General features: G+C 69.7%; 18 protein-coding genes and 1 pseudogene. 9 read left to right on the top strand and 10 right to left on the bottom strand.

The features are described 5' to 3' along the window. Positions 1-9: 9 nt before the first annotated feature. The 3 genes from ACFQO7_RS35530 to ACFQO7_RS35520 are packed head-to-tail and all read right to left on the bottom strand — an operon-like array spanning position 10 to position 3,565. Positions 10-744: a SulP family inorganic anion transporter gene (locus tag ACFQO7_RS35530; RefSeq protein WP_376810508.1), complete on the bottom strand. Its 735-nt coding sequence runs from the start codon at positions 742-744 to the stop codon at positions 10-12. Beyond that, positions 741-1,736, bottom strand: a complete 996-nt coding sequence (locus tag ACFQO7_RS35525) for a SulP family inorganic anion transporter (protein WP_376810507.1) — start codon at positions 1,734-1,736, stop codon at positions 741-743. The genes ACFQO7_RS35530 and ACFQO7_RS35525 overlap by 4 nt, the downstream gene beginning before the upstream one ends. Continuing rightward, positions 1,733-3,565: an alkyl/aryl-sulfatase gene (locus ACFQO7_RS35520; RefSeq protein WP_376810506.1), complete on the bottom strand. Its 1,833-nt coding sequence runs from the start codon at positions 3,563-3,565 to the stop codon at positions 1,733-1,735. Before ACFQO7_RS35520 ends, ACFQO7_RS35525 begins: the two co-directional genes overlap by 4 nt. A 177-nt stretch (positions 3,566-3,742) precedes the next feature. Here ACFQO7_RS35520 and ACFQO7_RS35515 point away from each other — a divergent pair, with 177 nt between their 5' ends. Continuing rightward, positions 3,743-4,423 (top strand): hypothetical protein, encoded by a 681-nt coding sequence (locus ACFQO7_RS35515; protein ID WP_376810505.1) that lies wholly within the window; start codon positions 3,743-3,745, stop codon positions 4,421-4,423. A 34-nt stretch (positions 4,424-4,457) separates the two neighbouring features. Continuing rightward, entirely contained in the window at positions 4,458-5,351 is an 894-nt protein-coding gene (locus ACFQO7_RS35510; protein WP_376810504.1) for a hypothetical protein, read from the top strand. Between the two features lie 26 nt (positions 5,352-5,377). Here ACFQO7_RS35510 and ACFQO7_RS35505 read toward each other — a convergent pair whose 3' ends face one another. The 3 genes from ACFQO7_RS35505 to ACFQO7_RS35495 form a co-directional block, all read right to left on the bottom strand. Further along, complete coding sequence (locus ACFQO7_RS35505) at positions 5,378-7,702, bottom strand: arylsulfatase (protein WP_376810503.1); 2,325 nt, start codon at positions 7,700-7,702, stop codon at positions 5,378-5,380. A gap of 83 nt (positions 7,703-7,785) precedes the next feature. Further along, positions 7,786-8,292 (bottom strand): DUF1214 domain-containing protein, encoded by a 507-nt coding sequence (locus ACFQO7_RS35500; RefSeq protein WP_376810502.1) that lies wholly within the window; start codon positions 8,290-8,292, stop codon positions 7,786-7,788. Positions 8,293-8,758: 466 nt separating this feature from the next. Further along, entirely contained in the window at positions 8,759-9,964 is a 1,206-nt protein-coding gene (locus ACFQO7_RS35495) for a collagen-binding domain-containing protein (RefSeq protein WP_376810501.1), read from the bottom strand. A 151-nt stretch (positions 9,965-10,115) separates the two neighbouring features. On the opposite strand from ACFQO7_RS35495, the gene ACFQO7_RS35490 reads away from it, so the two are divergent. From ACFQO7_RS35490 to ACFQO7_RS35480, 3 genes are all read left to right on the top strand, one after another. Further along, positions 10,116-11,957 carry a glycoside hydrolase family 9 protein gene (locus ACFQO7_RS35490; protein ID WP_376810500.1) on the top strand — a complete coding sequence of 614 codons (1,842 nt, stop codon included), beginning with the start codon at positions 10,116-10,118 and terminating at the stop codon, positions 11,955-11,957. A gap of 113 nt (positions 11,958-12,070) precedes the next feature. After that, complete coding sequence (locus ACFQO7_RS35485; RefSeq protein ID WP_376810499.1) at positions 12,071-12,421, top strand: hypothetical protein; 351 nt, start codon at positions 12,071-12,073, stop codon at positions 12,419-12,421. Then, a complete protein-coding gene (locus ACFQO7_RS35480) occupies positions 12,418-12,564 on the top strand; it encodes a MerR family DNA-binding transcriptional regulator (RefSeq protein ID WP_465252392.1) in 147 nt (48 codons plus the stop codon). Before ACFQO7_RS35485 ends, ACFQO7_RS35480 begins: the two co-directional genes overlap by 4 nt. A gap of 56 nt (positions 12,565-12,620) precedes the next feature. Here the strand turns inward: ACFQO7_RS35480 and ACFQO7_RS35475 are convergent, their stop codons facing one another. Continuing rightward, positions 12,621-13,118, bottom strand: coding sequence for a hypothetical protein (locus ACFQO7_RS35475; protein ID WP_376810498.1), 498 nt, complete (start codon positions 13,116-13,118; stop codon positions 12,621-12,623). Positions 13,119-13,220: 102 nt separating this feature from the next. Between ACFQO7_RS35475 and ACFQO7_RS35470 the strand changes: the two genes are divergently transcribed. Further along, positions 13,221-13,358, top strand: a complete 138-nt coding sequence (locus tag ACFQO7_RS35470) for a hypothetical protein (RefSeq protein ID WP_376810497.1) — start codon at positions 13,221-13,223, stop codon at positions 13,356-13,358. A 48-nt stretch (positions 13,359-13,406) separates the two neighbouring features. Here the strand turns inward: ACFQO7_RS35470 and ACFQO7_RS35465 are convergent, their stop codons facing one another. Both ACFQO7_RS35465 and ACFQO7_RS35460 read right to left on the bottom strand, forming a co-directional pair. Then, complete coding sequence (locus ACFQO7_RS35465; protein WP_376810496.1) at positions 13,407-14,126, bottom strand: SDR family NAD(P)-dependent oxidoreductase; 720 nt, start codon at positions 14,124-14,126, stop codon at positions 13,407-13,409. Positions 14,127-14,374: 248 nt separating this feature from the next. Continuing rightward, positions 14,375-15,346 (bottom strand): SLAC1 family transporter, encoded by a 972-nt coding sequence (locus ACFQO7_RS35460; protein ID WP_376810495.1) that lies wholly within the window; start codon positions 15,344-15,346, stop codon positions 14,375-14,377. A 156-nt stretch (positions 15,347-15,502) separates the two neighbouring features. Between ACFQO7_RS35460 and ACFQO7_RS35455 the strand changes: the two genes are divergently transcribed. Further along, entirely contained in the window at positions 15,503-15,748 is a 246-nt protein-coding gene (locus ACFQO7_RS35455) for an alcohol dehydrogenase catalytic domain-containing protein (protein ID WP_376810494.1), read from the top strand. 23 nt (positions 15,749-15,771) lie between these two features. Continuing rightward, positions 15,772-16,074, top strand: a pseudogene (locus ACFQO7_RS35450) (zinc-binding dehydrogenase); the annotation flags it as partial. A 118-nt stretch (positions 16,075-16,192) separates the two neighbouring features. Here the strand turns inward: ACFQO7_RS35450 and ACFQO7_RS35445 are convergent. Then, positions 16,193-16,654 (bottom strand): hypothetical protein, encoded by a 462-nt coding sequence (locus tag ACFQO7_RS35445; protein WP_376810493.1) that lies wholly within the window; start codon positions 16,652-16,654, stop codon positions 16,193-16,195. 283 nt (positions 16,655-16,937) lie between these two features. Between ACFQO7_RS35445 and ACFQO7_RS35440 the strand changes: the two genes are divergently transcribed. Next, on the top strand, positions 16,938-17,559 hold a 622-nt coding region (locus tag ACFQO7_RS35440), incomplete at its 3' end, for a cellulose-binding domain-containing protein (protein ID WP_376810492.1).

Here is a 17,559-nt window from a genome sequence, read left to right as displayed (position 1 = left end):
GGCGTCGCGTCACCGGTGTGCGGACTCAGCGGGTCCCTCCGTGGCGGTGCCGGTGCGTGAATTCAGGCGTGCGTGCTCGGCACGGTCGTAGGCCTGCTCCAGGGACTCGGTCAGGCGCGGGGTCTCGGCGACCAGGTGGTCCGGGACCAGATGCTTGAGCTCCCGGCTGCGGATGAGCTGTTCACGGAAGCGCGGCGGCACACCGGCCAGGAACACGGGGATGCCCTGCTCGCCGAGTTTGCCGACGCGGTCGTCGAGGGCTTTGAGGAACGTCGCCGACGGCACGTCGACCGAGCCGCGCACCGACAGCACGATGGCCGCGTCGGTGACGCCGTCGGTGTCGGGCCACTCCTGGTCGATGCGGCTGACCTCGGAGAAGAACCCGGAGCCCTCGTAGTGCAGGACGGTGGTGCGGCCCGAGGCCAGCCGGGCCGGCGGGTCGCCGATCTGCCAGGCGCCGTCGGTGCGGGTGAACTCCATCAGGCGGCTGGAGCGGGTGACGCTGATCGAGGTGAGCAGGATCGACAGCCCCGCGCCGAGGAAGATCGCGTACTGCAGCGGCATGGCCGTCGTCGCCAGGAAGGTGATGACCATCGCGATCGCCGAGGGCCACGACGTGTGCAGCACGAGCCTGATGTCGGGTACGCGTTTTTCCAGCAGCTCGGCGCCGATGACGAGCATGATGCCGCCGATGACCGCCATCGGGATCCACCCGGCGTAGGGGCCGACCAGCAGTACGATCACGGCAAGCGAGAGACCGGCGAAGATGCCCGCCAGCGGCTGTTCGCGCCGGAGCTCTGCGCGATGCCGGTGCGCGACAGCGAGCCGCCGGTCGGCAGCGCGCCGAACAGCCCGCCGGCCAGGTTGGCCGCGCCCTGCGCGCTGAAGTCCGTCGAGGCGTCGGTCTTCGACCCGTCGGGGTTGGCCACGGCGGAGCTGATGCCGGCCGCCTGCGCCAGCGCCACCAGGGCGATCGCGACCGCGCCGGTGGCCAGCGCGGGGATCGCCGCGAAGTCGGGCAGCGTGAACGGCGGCAGCGAGCGCGGGATCGCGGCGATGTCCGACACCCGTTCGATCTTCGTGCCCAGCAGCACGGTCACGGCGGTGACCACGAGCAGCGCCAGCAGTGTCGCCAGGGTCCGGGTCGGCTTGAACAGCCGGAACAGCAGCCAGGACCCGACCGTCGCCGCCGCCACGAGTACGACCGGCAGCTGCCAGCGGCCGATGTGGACGAGCGCGTCGACGAGCTTGCCGATGGTGTTGGAGCTGGTGGGCGTATAGCCGGTGGCGTCCTTGGCCACTCCGGCGATGATCTGCAGCGCGATGCCGACGGTGAAGCCGGTCATCACCGCCGTGGAGACGTACGACATCACCGAGCCGAGTTTCAGCAGGCCGAGGATGAGCATGACCACGCCGACCAGGACGGTCAGCGTGGCGATCGCGCCGAGGTCGCCGGTGCTCAGCCCGGCGGCCTGCAGCACGCTGCTGGCGGACAGGGCGATCGCGCTGGTCAGGGTCGTGACCATGAGGACGGTGCGGGCGAAGACCGACCCGAGGATGGTCGGCACCACCCCCGACCACAGGCCCAGCGGCGCGGCGAACCCGCCGATGCTGGCGTAGGCGACGCCCTCCGGGATGGAGAACAGCCCGGTCACGAACCCCGCGACGGCGTCGCGGCCGGACGGACGGCCCAGCCCGGACAGCCGGCGGCCGCCGTCGGCGGCTGGCTGCTTCACGGTTCGATGATGTTGAAGTTCGGGTCGCCCGGGTCGAGCACGCCCTGCAGCCGGTCGAGGACGCTTGCGTCGCCGTCGACGGTCAGGCCCGCCGATCGCGCGGCGTCGAGGTCACCGGTGGCCAGGTGCGCCAGGGCGGCCCTGGGCACGGTGAGGGTCACGGCCACGTCGCCGGCGCCGCCCTCCACGTAGGAGAGCACGCCGTTGCGCAATGTCGTGCGGAAGGACCGCTGGTGGTCCGGGAACTGCCAGCGCAGCGCCAGGTCGAGGTCCCACGCCTTGGGGCCGTCGACCTGCACGGCCAGGGCGTCGAAGAACATGTCCGGTGACAGCTGGGCGAGCATGTCCGGCGAGGCGGTCACGGTCGGGGTGCCGAAGTTGCCCTTGCGCAGCTCGTATGCCCCGGACAGGTAGTTGTTGCGCCAGGTGCCGTTCTCGCAGCCGAAGCCGAGCTGCTCCAGCACGTCGGCCAGCAGTGCCCGGCCCTGCTGGTGGCCGGGTTCGGCGAACACGACGTGGTCCAGCAGCTGCGCGGCCCAGCGCGGCTCGCCGGCGTCGGCGGCCTGGCGTGCCTTGTCGACGACGGCATCGGCCCCGCCCATGGCCTGCACGTAGCGGGTGGCCGCGTCGGCGGGCGGCAGCTGCCAGAGCCGGGCGGGGTTGCCGTCGTACCAGCCCATGTAGCGCTGGTAGATCGCCTTGACGTTGTGGCTGATCGAGCCGTAGTAGCCGTGCGTGTGCCAGGCCTGCTGCAGCGCGGGCGGCAGCTCGAACATCTCGGCGATCTCGATGCCGGTGAAACCCTTGTTGAGCAGCCGCAGCGTCTGGTCGTGCTGGTAGGCGTACAGGTCGCGCTGCAGGCGCAGGAACTCCACGACGTTGTCGGCGCCCCAGGTCGGCCAGTGGTGGGAGGCGAACACGACGTCGACCTTGCCGCCGAACATCTCGATCGCCTCGGTCAGGTACCGCGCCCACCCGTGCGGGTCGCGCACCTGCGCCCCGCGCAGCGTGAGCAGGTTGTGCAGGGTGTGGGTGGCGTTCTCGGCCATGCACAGCGCCCGCCGGTCGGGGAACAGGAAGTGCATCTCGGCCGGCGCCTCGGTGCCGGGCGCCATCTGGAAGACCATCCGCACGCCGTCGACGGTGTGCTCCTCACCGGTCTTGGCAATGAGCAGCGTCGGCGGGATGAGCGTCACGGTGCCGGTGGAGGTCGTCTGGCCGAGTCCGGCGCCGACGCCGCCGCGCGGGTCGCGCGGCAGTGCCGCACCGTACATGTAGCCCGCGCGGCGGCCCATTGCGGTGCCCGCGTACACGTTCTCGCTGACCGCGTGTTCGGTGAAGCCCTCCGGGGCGATCACCGGAACCCGGCCGGAGTCCACGTCCTCCTGGGACACCACACCGCGCACTCCGCCGAAGTGGTCCACGTGGCTGTGGGTGTAGATCACCCCGGTGACCGGCCGGTCGCCGCGCGCCGAGCGGTAGAGCTCCAGCGCCGCCTTCGCGGTCTCCAGCGAGATCAGCGGGTCGATCACGATGACGCCGGTCTGGCCTTCGACGAAGGTGACATTGGACAGGTCCATACCCCGCGCCTGGTAGATGCCCTCGGTCACCTCGAACAGGCCGCGCATGGCCACCAGCGACGACTGCCGCCACAGGCTCGGGTGCACCGAGTCGGCCGCGTCCCCCGTCAGGAACCGGTAGGAGTCGGCGTCCCATACGACCCTGCCCTGGTCGTCCTCGACCACCGCCGCACCGGCCACGGCCACCCGGCCACGTGCGGCGTCGTCGAAGTCGCGCCGGTCCTCATACGGAAAGATCGATTCGGCCATGCCCCCACCCCTCGCTGCGGCACGCGGGCACGCCGGCCGCGCTTTCGGCCAGCATAGAACGTACATATGAGGCAAATCGAAAGTCTTGAACTACGTCTATATCGGCAGGTCATCGGTCGGCCCGCCGCTACCGTGGGAGCCGATGTCACCCGACGCGACGGAGGCGGGGTGCGGCGAGTGGTCGCGACACACGCGGCGCCGGTCGTCGGCGTCCGGACGGCAGCGATCACCGCGACCGGGCTGGGCATCGTCCACGCGGTCCTCTACGTCATCTCGTTCTGGATCCTGCACCAGGTGCCCGACGGAGCCGACACCGATCAGACCGTGCTGGGCTACTACCTCGATCCCGACCACCGACGCTGGGTTCTGATCGCAGGCATCTACCTGATGCCCCTCGCGGCGATCAGCTTCATCTGGTTCATCACCACGCTGCGCATGTGGATCGCCGATCACGGCCACCCCGAGCACGCGCTGTTCTCCAACCTGCAATTGGCCGCCGGCATCGTGTACGTGACCCTGACACTGGTCGCCGCCGCGGCGTTCACGGTCGGCGCGGCCGCCGTGGAACTGGCCGCCGCACCCGTGGATCCCAGCACCGTGCGAGCCTTCGCGCAGTTCGGGCGGCTGCTCGAAGTGATGGTCGCGATGCGTATCGCAGCGATGTTCGTGCTGGCGACCGCGTCGATCGGCCGCTACACGCGCGCCCTGCCCACCTGGTTCACCGTGGTCAGCGTCCTCATCGGGCTGACCCTGCTGCTCACCGCGACCCTCGACGCCCGGTTCGCGCTGCTGTTCCCGGTGTGGCTGTTCGCCCTGTGCGTCATCATCCTCACCCGGCTGCGCAGGTCCGGCACGTGACGCCGGTTCCGCCGCCGTCCCGTAGGCTGCTGACATGTCTCACGGGGTGGCGGCGCGGGAACTGTACGAGGCGCTGGCTAGGCACGACGGGGCGGAACCGTACGAGACGGTCGTCGTGCAGTGGCTCGATCGGGCCCAGGGCGGCTACCGCGCCTGGCTGGCCACGGCGGCCGAAGACGGTTCATGGTGGACCCAGAACGCGACGGAGCCCGGCGGCCGCGAACTCGTGTGGGAGCTGTACGCCCTGCACCGGGTCAGCGACCTGCTACTGCTCCCCTTCCAACCTCCCGCCGACCAGCCCGGCTCCTCGGACCCGCGGCCCTTGCTCTCCGAGCGCGAGTACCTCGACCTGTTCACCTCGCTGGGCATGACGCCGGTCGCCGACGGCGACGCGTTCGACCCGTTCCTCCACGAGATCGCCGAGGTCGAGCAGGCCGACGACCCGCACGCGCCGATCGAGATCACCGAGTTGCTCTGGCCCGGTCTGATGCTGGGCCGGCTGCTGTTCAGCCGGGCCGGCGTGCGGATCCGCGCAGGCGTCGAAATCGCGCGGCGCGGCGTGGCGGACCGCTCGCCGCTGTACTGGACCTTCCGACGCCGCCACCGGCCGACGGTCGACCTGTCCCAGGGCTGGGGCCGCAACTCCCAGTGGCGCACCGACTTCCGCCTCGACTACCGGACTCCGACCGGCGACCGGCTCAACGCGGCGGCAGACCACCCGATCGACGGCAGTGCCGATCTGCACCCCGACCACCCGGGTAACCTCAGCCCCGAGGAGCGGCTGCTGACTCCCGGCGAGCGGCGCACGCTGCTGCGCCACCGCTGCCTCCTGCGCCGGCCTGAGGCCGCCGACGCCCTGGCCGGGTCGCCCGCCTGGGAGCAGGATCTGATGCCTTTCGACTGGCGGCTTCCGGACTGCGAGTCCTGACTCGGAGAGGCGTCACGCGTCGGCGGTCAGTCGCGGGCCAGCGCCGCGAACGCGTCCTTCTCCAGGTCCAGATACTGGTCCTGGCCGACGTGGACCTCGACGTGGTCGATCGTGCCGCCACGGAACTCGACCGGCGTGGGGTAGCCGGCGCTGACCGGGTCGCTGCTGTCGCGGCCGACGCACAAACCGTCCCCGGCCAGGGAGAACATGCCGATCTGGGTCCGCATGGGACCTTCGGCGGCGACCGTGTCGTTGACCCACAGCTTGGTGTGTCCGAGCGTCTCGCCGTGCTCGCCGGTGCTCTCCTTGGCGAACTCGACGCCCAGGATGTAGCGCCCGGGTGTCAGCGGGTCGGAGACGAACTGCTGCTCGGGCGGGATGCCGAGGAAGTTGTACACGTAGTGGAGCTTGCGGTCGCGCAGGAACAGTGTGTGCCCGCCGAACCGGGACCCGTGCGCGAAGAGCACTCCGGAGGCGTCCGGATCGGTGATCTCGACGGTGGCCAGGATGCGGTACGACCGGCCGCGGATGTTCGCCGCGATCGCCTCGGGCACCTCGGCGGCCCCCGGGTAGTACACGTAGGTGTCGGTGGCCGGGAACGGCTGCGGCCGCGGGTCTGCCAGGATCTCCGCGGGTTTGCGGTCGTCGAGCGGCAGCACCTGGTACTTCTCCGCCTCCGACAGCCACAGCTGGACGAGTTCGGCGAGCTTGTCCGGGTGCTGGTCGGCGACGTCGACGGCTTCGGCCCGGTCGTCGTCGACCTGGTAGAGCTCCCACCGGTCGGTGTCGAAGCGGCCCAGGCCGGAGGTGGGTCCGTGCACGGCCACGGCCTTCCAGCCGTCCTCCCAGATGCCGCGGGCGCCGAGCATGGCGTAGTACTGCCGCTGCTTGGTGGTGGCCGCCTCGGGCTGGTCGAAGGTGTAGCGCATCGACACCCCGGGCAGCGGGACCTGCTGGACGCCGTTGACGACGTCGGGCATTTCCACGCCGCAGCAGTCCAGGATCGTGGGCACGATGTCGGTGACGTGGTGGTACTGGTGACGGATCTCGCCGCGGGCCTTGACGCCCTTCGGCCAGGAGATGACCAGCGGGTCGGCGGTGCCGCCGGCGTAGCAGTAGCGTTTGAACATCTTGAACGGGGTGGAGAACGCCGCGGTCCACCCGGTCGGGTAGTGGTTGTAGGTGTTGGGGCTGCCCAGGTCGGCGAGGTGGCGCATGTTCTCGGCCATGTCGTCGGGCCAGCCGTTGAAGAACTTGTTCTCGTTGACCGACCCGTTGGGTCCGCCCTCGGCGGAGGCGCCGTTGTCGGCGCAGTACAGGATCAGCGTGTTGTCGAGCTGGTCGGTCTGCTCCAGGAATTCGACGATTCGGCCGATCTGGTGGTCGGTGTACTCGGAGAAGCCGGCGTACACCTCGGCCATCCTGGCGAACAGCTGCTTCTCGTCGGCGCTGAGGGAGTCCCAGGGCCGGACGGTGTCGTTGGGGTCGAACGTGCCCTCGGGCATCGGGTTGAGTTCGGACAGCCTGGTGCCCTGCGGCATGACGCCGAGTTCGGTCATGCGGCGCAGCGCCCATTCCCGGTAGGACTCGTAGCCGTCGTCGAAGACGCCCCGGTAACGGTCGGCCCATTCGGTGGCGACGTGGTGCGGGGCGTGATTGGCGCCGGGGTTGAACCACATCAGCCACGGCTTGCCCGGCGCGCAGGCGCGGCTGTCGCGCAGCATCTGGATCGCCCGGTCGGCGAGGTCCTTGGACAGGTGGTAGCCGTCCTCGGGCAGGTAGGGCTGGTCGATATAGTGGTTGTCCTCGGCCAGCGTCGGATACCACTGGTTGGTCTCGCCGCCGATGAAGCCGTAGAACCGGTCCCAGCCCTTCAGCAGCGGCCAGTTGCGCTTCGGCGAGCCGGGGTTGGCCTCCTCGACGGGCACGCTGTGGTTCTTGCCGACCCAGTAGGTGTTCCAGCCCCGCTGCCGCAGCACTTCGGCCATGGTGGCGCACTCGTCGGGGATGTGGCCGTTGGCGCCGGGGAACCCGATCGATCCCTCGGTGATGCAGGCCATGCCGTTCTGGTGGTGGTTGCGGCCGGTCAGCAGGACCGACCGGGTCGGCGAGCACAGCGCGGTGGTGTGCCACTGGCTGTAGCGCAGGCCGTCGTCGGCGAGCCGCTGCAGCGTCGGCATCTTGATCCGCCCGCCGAACGGCTCCCACGCGGCCAGGCCGGTGTCGTCGAACAGCACGATCAGCACGTTGGGCGCGCCGTCGGGGGCCTTCGGCGGCTCGTACGGTGTCCAGTCCGCGACCGAGTCCCGCACGTCGAGTTTGATGACACCGTTGAACCGCGGCTGATTCATGGGACACCTCCGGCATAGACCATATAGGGCAAATCTGGCCACTCGCGGTGGAATCCGGCCGTCCGCCTGCGGTGACGAACCCGTCAGCTGGTCCGCCGGACCGCGGGCGGCTGCCACGACCCGTCGAGGATGGCTTGCCGGCCCCAGTAGGCGCGCAGGTAGAGGCTGAACGGGACCTGCGGCGCGGGTAGCCGGTTGCGCTCACGGTCGCCTGCCGGCGGGCGGCTGCCGGCCGTCAGGGTCAGCGAGCCGTCCGGGCCGATCCACAGGGTGACCGACCCGTCGTCGTTGCGGGTGAGGTCGTTCATCGAGTTCAGCGACGGGTAGGTCTGCCCCGGCAGGGCCAGGCCCGGGGCGGTCTCGGCGTCGTAGAGCGTCACCGACCAGAACAGGTTGACCGGCGGGTCGACGGGCAGGTCGATGCGGTAGGCGCGCTCCCCGCGCAGGTGCTCGCCGGTGCTGATCGAGTACGCGTTGACGAACATGTGCGCCGTGGCGTCGACGTCGGTGTGCCCGGTGGCGCGGTCGCGCCACTGCTCGTCGAGCAGCGTGTGCCAGAAGTCGTCCTGGCGGGTCTTGGCGTGGGCCACCCACTGCCGGTCCGCCCACCGTGATCGGGTTCGGATTCGGCGGCTGGTTCCTGGTTCGGTCGCTACGTGGGCTGGGCGTGCTGTAAGTCGGTGTCGGGCAGCTGACAATTCCGGTCGCCATCCGTCCTTGCCCGCTTTCAGGACCCGGCTGTGCTCCAGCGTCTGTCCATAGCGGATGGTGTGCCGGCCGCTGACGACGTAGATCCCGGACTCGTGCCCGGCGTGGACGTGCGCCGTCCCCTCCGTGTACGGCGGGATCGTCAGCACGTGCAGGAACAGCCGTTCGGAGCCGCATGACTCCGCCGATATGCCGTGGTAGAAGAAACCGCCCTGCTTGCCCCGGTGACCGTCCGACGAACCACGCAGCACCACGCATTCCATGGCATAGGTTTTACCTGCCCATAACCATGTTGATCGATCATGACACGCGGTGTGCGGCAGCCTGCCGGTACGGCCGGACACGAGATCAGGGCCGCGGCGGACGGCCGTACGGCGAAGCGCTGGGGCTGCCGGTCGCGGTCGGCGCGGGGCTGGGCGACGCGGTCGGCGTGGCGGACGGTCCTGGCTCGGTCGGCGTCGGGTCGGCGCAGTCCAGCGGGACCGCGTTGACGGCATGGCGGACGAGATTGCCGTCGGGGCTGTCGCCGCCGGGACCCACCGCCAGCTCGTCGGCGACGACCTGGCCGATGACCGTGCCGCCCCCGAAGATGCCGAGCTCGGCGCGGGGCCCGAGGACCGTGCCGGGCAGGGCGCCCGCACCGTTCAGGACAACCGAGGCGCTGCCCGGAAAGTTCCACAGCAGGTACGGGGCTTCGGCCACGGAAGCGCCCAGGAACCTCGGCACCGCCCACGTGAACTGGTCCTGGCCGACGGGGATGTCGACGTTGACGAGCAGCGTCGACGACGCCGACGGCGGTCCGGAGAAGATGACCGTCGCCAGGGCGCCCAGGTTGGGGGCGCTGATGTTCAGCACGTTGCCGCCGCGGGACAGGTCGACGACCGCCAACGTGCCCGGTGGGATGCGGGCGGGCAGCGGCTTGCCGGTCAGGTCCGTCAGCCGCACGGTGTTCTGGCATTCGGCCATGTCGTGTGAGGTGCTCTGCAGGTGGGTGAACACCGCGGCGAAGTCGATACCGGTGGCCCGGCCGACCGACTCTGCGTTCTGCCCCGCGCCGACGGCGACCACAGCCGGATAGCGGGGCCCCTGGCCGTGCGGCACGATCCAGGTCTGCTCGCCGGCGCTGTAGACGGACACGGCCGACGGGCCGCCGACCTTCGCGTACCCCGGTGGCGGCGGAGCCGGGTGACCGCCGGACGGGATGGCGACCGTCAGCTCACCGCGGTTCGACGGCGGGAAGACCAGGCCCTGTGCGGCGACCAGCGCACTCGGCACGCTGTCACCCGGAGCGATGAATTCGCCCGGGGTGACGGAGGCGACCGGGAAGTCCCCGAACCACCGCACCGGGCCTCCGACGGCCAGCGGGCCCTCGATCTCGCCGGAGTCGAGCTGGACCAGGTCCCGCACGAACACGTTGAAGCCCAACGCACCCTCGATGGTCCCGGACGGCGCGGCCGCGGTCGCCTCGGTCGTCGGGGGTGCCAGCAGCACCGCCAGGGCGGTCACCCCCAGGGTGGCCGACGCGACGGCAAGGCGTAGTGATCTCCTGTCCACCCAGCGACGATAGCGTCAGTTAATGACCCTTTTCATGTATTTAACGGCATTGATTATTCTTCACGTTCAGGACCGGCGTACGCGTTCGTGCCCGATGTACGTGGACACGGCCACCTCGGGTCGGCCGACCGCGAGACCATAGATTTGCCGCATGCAGACTCCCGCCCCCCGGTCGGCGACCACAGACGACAGTCGACACCACGGCCTGACATCCCCAGCCCTATCGCCGAACGACGCCGCATGCCGCTCCGTCGCCGACGACGGGCAGGCGTGCAGGACTGACACGGGACCGGCCGTCCTGGTCTGCCACCTCGGGTACGGGCCGGCGGCCGCCAAGGCCGCGATCGCGGTGCTGCCCGACGGCGAGCCACCCCGACAGGTCGAACTGCTCGCCGAAGACGGCACACCGCAGCCACCCCCGACCGTGGGCCCGGTCCAGGCGGTACCCGGCTGGACCGCCGGCCCGTTCGCACGCATCGACCTGCCACCCGACCTCGGATCCGGCAGCTACCGCGTCCGCATCCGCGACGCCGCCGGCCGGGAGGCGACCTCCCACGCGTTCGAGATCGCCCCGGATCGGATACAGCGCCAGACCATGTCGGACGTGCTCGCCTACTTCAAGGCGATGCGTTCCAGCGGCGAGATCGACCGCAAGGACCGCCACGCCGCCCTGTACGGCGACGACTCGGGCCGCACCGTCGACGCCCGCGGCGGATGGCTGGACGCCAGCGGAGACACCAGCAAGTTCCTCAGCCACCTCACCTACACCCGGACGATGAGCCCGCAGCAGACCCCGCTGTGCGCCTGGGCAATGATGGCCGCCCGCGACGCGCTCACCGAACACCACCCCGCGCTGCTGCGCTCACTCGGCGCCCGGCTGCGCGACGAGGCGCTGTGGGGCGCCGACTTCCTGATGCGCTTCCGCTCCCCCGACGGCTACTTCTACACCGGCATCTTCGACGCCCTCACCAAACGCCTCGACGAGCGTGTGATCACCGCGCCACTGCCCGACTGCGTCCGCACCGACCGGTACCAGGCCGGCTACCGGCACGGCGGCGGCCTGGCCATCGCCGCACTCGCCCGCGCCGCCACCCTCGACGACGACGGCGACTTCAGCCGCGCCGACTACCTGTCCGCGGCCCGGCAAGGCTTCGCCCACCTGCAAGAACACAACCTCGACTACCTCCACGACGGCACCGAGAACATCGTCGACGACTACTGCGCGCTGCTCGCCGCCGCCGAACTCACCGCCGCCGGGGCCGGCGACAGCACCGTACGCGCAACCGCCGAGCAACGCGCGCAATCGCTGCTGGCCCGGTACGTCCGCCCGACCGACCACGGCCCCGGATGGTTCCTCGCCGACGCGCAGCAACGGCCGTTCTTCCACGCCGTCGAGGCCGGGCTGCCCATGCTGGCGCTGCTGCGCTTCGCGCAGGTCCTGCCCGAAGCGCCGCAGGCCCCGGCCGCCCGAGCGCTCGCACTGGAAGCCACCACGGACATCGTGCGGCGCAGCCATACCGTGCCCAACCCGTTCGGTTACCCGCGCCAACGCGTGCAACCCGCCGACGCCGAACCCGCCGACGCCTTCTTCTTCCCCCACGCCAACGAAACCGGCTACTGGTGGCAGGGCGAGAATGCCACCATCGCCTCGCTCGCCGCCGCAGCGGCCACCTGCGCCCACCTCGACGAGGTGCCCGACGGCGTACGCGAAAGACTCGCCGCCTTTGCCGACGACCAGCTCGCCTGGATCACCGGCCGCAACCCGTTCGACGTCTCGATGGTCCAGGGCCGGGGACACAACAACGTCGACTACGAGACCGACTTCCCCAATCTGCCGGGCGGCATCGTCAACGGCATCACCGCCGGCTGGTCCGACGAGAACGACATCGCCCTCCTGCCGCCCGACGCCCCCGCCGGAGACTCCTGGCGCTGGGCTGAGCAGTGGATCCCGCACGCCGCATGGTTCCTGCTCGCCGCAGCCTGCGCCCGCTGACCCCACACACACGCGACCCCCGCTGGAGCAGATGAACGAGCGGATCAAGCAGTGGAACCCGCTGGGCTGCAAGACTTGCATCCGGTACCGGGGTACAGGTTTACCGTGAGGACATGGCCGAACAAACCCCTGGTCCGGGATGGGTACCATCAGCATGCACCCTGCCCACAGCCGAGCAGCCGCTGCGGCTGGCCGAGTTCGACGCCCTGTTCGCCACCGCCGTGCGCACCGTCGAGCGGGTCACCGACACGCATCTTCGCCTGACCATGACCGGCGAACCCGACCTGGCGGCGACAGTCCGTGACCTGGCGGCCCGTGAAGGCGACTGCTGCTCGTTCTTCACCTTCGCCGTCAGCTCCCCGGCACCGGGACAGGTGACCCTCGACATCGAGGTCCCGCCGGCCCACGCCGACGTCCTCGCCGCGCTCGAACAACGGGCCCACACGGTGCGGGAACACTCGTGAACCCGAGCCTGCGCAGCGGAGAACTGGCCGACGCGGCCGGGGTGAACCTGCAGACGCTGCGCTACTACGAACGCCGCGGGCTGCTGGCCGAACCGGTTCCGGACGACCTGTACCGGGCAGCCGACCAGCACGACGGCGGATGAGACCGCACCCACGGCATCGACTCGGGACCAGCTGCGGTCCGCTTGTGCAGGCCTGGTCAGTAACCGACGTGCTCGCCTATCAGATGCCTGACGAGCTGGTACCCGGCCATCGTGACGGCCAGCCCGAGGCCCAGAGCCAGCAGCGGCATACCGACGCCGAAGGGCAGCTGCGCCAGGCCGTTGAGCGAGGACCGCTCGCCCATGGTGCTGAAACTCGCCGCGACCACCGCCGCCGACCAGAACCCTCCGGCGACCGAGCCCGTCAGGCAGACCACGGTCGCCGCCTTCGAACGCCGGGTCCAGAAGCTCGCCACCAGCGCGAGCAGGAGCAGCACGAGCGCGACGAGCGTCCAGCCGCCGCCACCGGTGAGGGTCGCGTAGTCCCATCCGGAGTACCACCACTGGTAGCTGTCCCTCTTCTTGAACCAGGGCAACAGGTAGCCGAGCAGGGCCAGGGCGGCGCCGGTCGTGACGGCCAGATGCGCGTTGCCGTCGAGCACGGTGCTGCGGACCAGCCTGCCAGTGGTGATGCTCGCCGATGAGGGATCGTCCATGCCTCATCCCAGCACAGCATGCCGGCCATTGGCACAACGGCCGCCTTCTCCCAGTCGCCCTCAACATTCTGGGAGAGCAGTTCCTCGTACGCACCCGATTGTTTGTCGCGTACCCAGTGCCGCTCCGCGGGTGGAACGGTCGTCGACGACAGCAACGCGCCTTCGCTCACCGTGATCGCCGACCAGGACGGCAACAAGGGAATCGTGTGCGTCGACATGTCAGCGGCGAAGAAGCAGTGAATCGTCGTAGCGGGTGACCTGCGGCCGGTGCGCTACGCAGGTCGCCCGTCATTGGGCCAGGTAACCGCCGTCGATGACCAGTTCGGTGCCCGTGACAAAGCTCGACTCGTCGCAGGCCAGATAGAGGCAGCCGTACGCGACCTCCGTCGGCAGACCCGGCCGCTTCATCGGCGTCTGGTCGATGACGAGCTTGTTCAGGTCCGGTGCCTGGGCCTGGGTCAGCGGGGTGTCGATGAAACCGGGATGGACCGAGTTGACCCGGATCCCCTCGCCGACATAGGTCATCGCCGCGTTCTTGGTCATGTTGCGCACCGCGCCCTTCGCCGCGTGGTACGAGAACGCTCCGGCGACCGCCGAGTTGCCCCAGATCGACGAGACGTTGACGATCGAGCCGGACCTGTTCTTCCGCATGACCCGGACCGCCTCGCGCATGCCGAGGAAGACGCCCGTCTGGTCCACCGCGACCATCTTCATCCAGTTCGCCACGTCCAGCTCGTCGAGCGGTTCGTACGCGATGATGCCGGCGTTGTTGACCAACACGTCGAGGCGGCCGTGCTTCTTGACGATGTCACCGACCGCGCTCGCCCACTGGTCCTCGCTGGTGACGTCGAGCTGCACGGTCTCGACTCCCGCGGGGAAGGGCCCCTGCGGCGGGGTGATGTCACCCGAGACGACGGTCGCGCCCTCCTTGGCGAACAGTTCCACCACGGCATGGCCGATGCCCTTGGAACCGCCGGAGACCAGCGCGACCTTCCCTTGCAGCCTCATTGCCCCGTCCTTCCGTCACAGCGGCTGGAACGCCGGTTCGACCCCGGACGCCACAGCGCGTCCTCGCCACTGCCCGCTGAAAGCCTCTCGTCGGCAGCGGTGCCGGGTTCGTCGAGCGGGCCGCCGAGGCTCGCGCCCCGCCGCCGCGTCGAGCCACAGATCACGTTAGTGCCTTCCGGGGTCGCACCATCCCGGATCGCAGGGAAAGCGGGGACGCCGTCCGGGACACGTCAGCCATGCGACCGGCGCTACGAACCCGCAGCCGAGACCGCGGGCGGCGGTGGGAAGTATCTACGCTGGATCAGGGCGACGACGGACTTGACCGCGATGGCGGCGATGAGCGCGGTCAGCAACAGGGTGGCCAGCCAGCTGATCACCTGCAGTGCGGAGAGTCGTTCGGCTGCCGCCCAGCGGATCGACAGGGTGGCCACGGCCGCGTACGAGAACGTGAAGGCCCAGAATGTCGGCGTGAACGGGGTCCGCAGGTAGATGGGGATGAGGCGGATCTGAGCCAGGGCCATCAGGATCGTGTAGCCGGCGAGTCCGTAGGCGAGGGTGTCGGGCGTCGGAGTGAGCGCGAACCAGGCCAGGCCCGCCACGGGAGCCGGTGCGACCTCGATGGCCATGGTCGGGACCAGAGCCGCCGGCAGCGGTGGCCGGAAGAACAGCCGCTGCAGCATCAGCGAACCGATCACCAGCCAGCACACGATGCCGATCCCGAAACACACGCGACCCAGGCCGGGCTGGCCGACGATGGTCGCGGCCGCTGAGCTGAGCAGGCCACCGGCCACGGTGGGCAGCAGGTAGCCCGGGTGGAACTTGTCCTGGTCGGGGGCACCGGACATCCACTGGCCGGTCAGCCAGCCACCGAGTCCGATGACCGCCACGAGCGCGATGTCGACGAGGACCGTCGCGGCCTGAGGCGCGTGGGCGTACAGCCCGACACCGAGCTGTAGCGCCACGATCGGGATCACGCTGACGAACGGGCTGAGCACCGGGTCTTTCAGGTCGGCCAGCAGGCGGCCGCGGGTGGCCGTGACGCGGGCCGTGTAGCCGACCAGCAGCACGACCCACAGCACGGCTGCCAGCAGGTACAGCACATCGGCGACGGCCCGCGGCGCATGACCGGTCTGCGAGAGCGCCTGCCAGGTCCCCGCGAGGCCGGTGATACCGAACGGTGTTGCGAAGAAGTTCGGCGGGGTGCGGCTCAGAACTCCCATCGGTTGCTCCTTTTCGCCGCACCCATCGCGGCGGTGCGGCGACAGGCGGACGGCCGTATTCCACCGAAGATATGCCGCGTCCGTCGTTGTCGCAGGAGATCCATCAGGTCAGTACTGACACACGTACGCTGAGTTCGTCCTGGACGCCCCGGCCAGGTGCTGGTGCAGGTGGCGGGCAGCGGCGCCAATCCGCTGGACACCAAGATCCGAGCAGGCAAGGCGGCCCACGCCAGGACGAGCCTGCCCGCGGTCCTGGGACTGGACCTGGCGGGGACGCTTCAGGCGGTGGGGGCGGAACGACCGGTTTCGAACCCGGTGACGAGGTGTACGGGCTCACCGGCGGGGTGGGCGACCTGCAGGGCTCCCTGGCCGAGTTCGCCGGCGTGGACGCCCGGCTGCTGACGGTCAAGCCCAAGTCACCGAGCATGCGCCAGGCGGCGGCGCTGCCGCTGGCCGTCATCACCGCCTGGGAAGGGCTCGTCGACAGCGCCCAGATCAGGTCCGGCCAGCGGGTCCTCGTACACGGTGGAGCCGGGGGCGTGGGATCCGCGGCCATGCAGATCGCCTGTGCTCGCGGCGCCCAGGTCTATGCGACCGCGATGGCCCGCAGCCTGCAGGCCATCGCGGACCTGGGTGCGACACCGATCGACTACACCGGCGTCGCCGTCGAGCAGCACACCGGCGGCGAGGGATTCGACATCATCGTCGACACCGTCGGCGGGGCCACCCTCGACGCGTCCTTCGCGGCCGTGCGTACCTACACCGGCCACGTCGTCAGCGCGCTCGGGTGGGGCACCCACTCGCTCGCGCCACTGTCGTTGCGCGGCGCGACCTATTCGGTGATCTTCACACTTTGTTGCCGTTGCTGTCGTAGTGCTCGACCATGGTCCCGGTCTCGCTGTAGGTGCGCAGCTCCGAGTGCCCGTCGGAGTAGGTGGTCGTCGACGCGTCGGCCCGGGCGCCGCCGCCGTGGGACATGTTCGCGCTGGTGCTGCCGGCGTTGACGATGCTGCTGTTGACACCGGTGACCTGGATGCCGGAGCCGCCCGTGCCGGGCAGGCTGAGCCCGATCGAGAACGCGTCGCGGTCCAGGCTGATCCCCATCGTGGCGAGCAGGCCCGCGTCGACGCCCATCCGGGCCAGGGTGTCGGCGCGCACCGGCATCGGGAACGCGCCGAGCTGCGGCAGGTTGGTCAGTTCCGCGCGGAGTTTGAGCAGTTCCTCCGGGAAGGCGATCATGATGCCGAGGCCGTACTCCACCGGAGGCAGCCGGGTGGAAGAAGGCCGTCCGTGCGTCACGAATTCCACAGAGTTCCCATTGAATTCTGGTCGAGGAAAGTGGTTATCCGGCGACGCGGAATCGGGTCGCACTTCCGCCATACGTCCATTCCGCTCATCAGGTGATGATGACGAACAGCTGCTTCCACCTGCCATGACCACCCGACCACACTGACCGGCGTCAATCGCCAATCGATTAATCGATGTCCGTTGTTGTCATTCTGGGAGCGCTCCCGTAACATCTCCGACATCAATGTGATCGATCACATCACGCCTATCACGACAAGCGCATCCATCCCTCAGGAGTGTGCCAATGGCAAGATCGAGATCAATCCTGGTCAGCCTCGTGTCGGCCGGTGCGGCACTACTGGCGTCGGTAACGGTGCTCGTGGCGTTGCCGGCCGGCGCCGCGGCCGCGGGCTGCTCGGTGAACTACGCCGTCTCGTCGCAGTGGCCCGGCGGCTTCGGCGCCAACGTGTCGATCACGAACCTGGGCGACCCGCTGACCAGCTGGACGCTGACGTGGTCGTTCAGCGCCGGACAGGCGGTGACACAGTCGTGGAACACGTCGCTGACGCAGAGCGGCGCAGCGGTGACCGCGAAGAACGTGAGCTACAACGGTTCGGTCGCGACCAATGCCACGGTGTCGTTCGGCTTCAACGCATCGTGGACAGGATCCAATCCGGCCCCGGCGAGTTTCTCCCTCAACGGCGTGACGTGCACCGGCGGTGTGTCGCCGACGGGATCGCCGACAGCCTCGCCGACGACGTCGCCGAGCGCGCGGCCGTCCCCCACGATGTCCCCGTCGCCTTCGCCGCCCAGCGGTTGCTCGCTGCCATCGACTTACCGCTGGACGTCGACCGGTTCGCTGGCCACCCCTAAGTCGGGCTGGGTCTCGCTCAAGGACTTCACCTACGCCCCCTACAACGGCCGGC

The sequence above is a fragment of the Catellatospora aurea genome (assembly GCF_042663325.1).
In the GTDB taxonomy this organism is placed as follows: Bacteria; Actinomycetota; Actinomycetes; order Mycobacteriales; family Micromonosporaceae; genus Catellatospora; species Catellatospora aurea.
The sequence above is the reverse complement of the archived record's forward strand: the minus strand, read 5'-3'. Positions and strand labels throughout refer to the sequence as shown.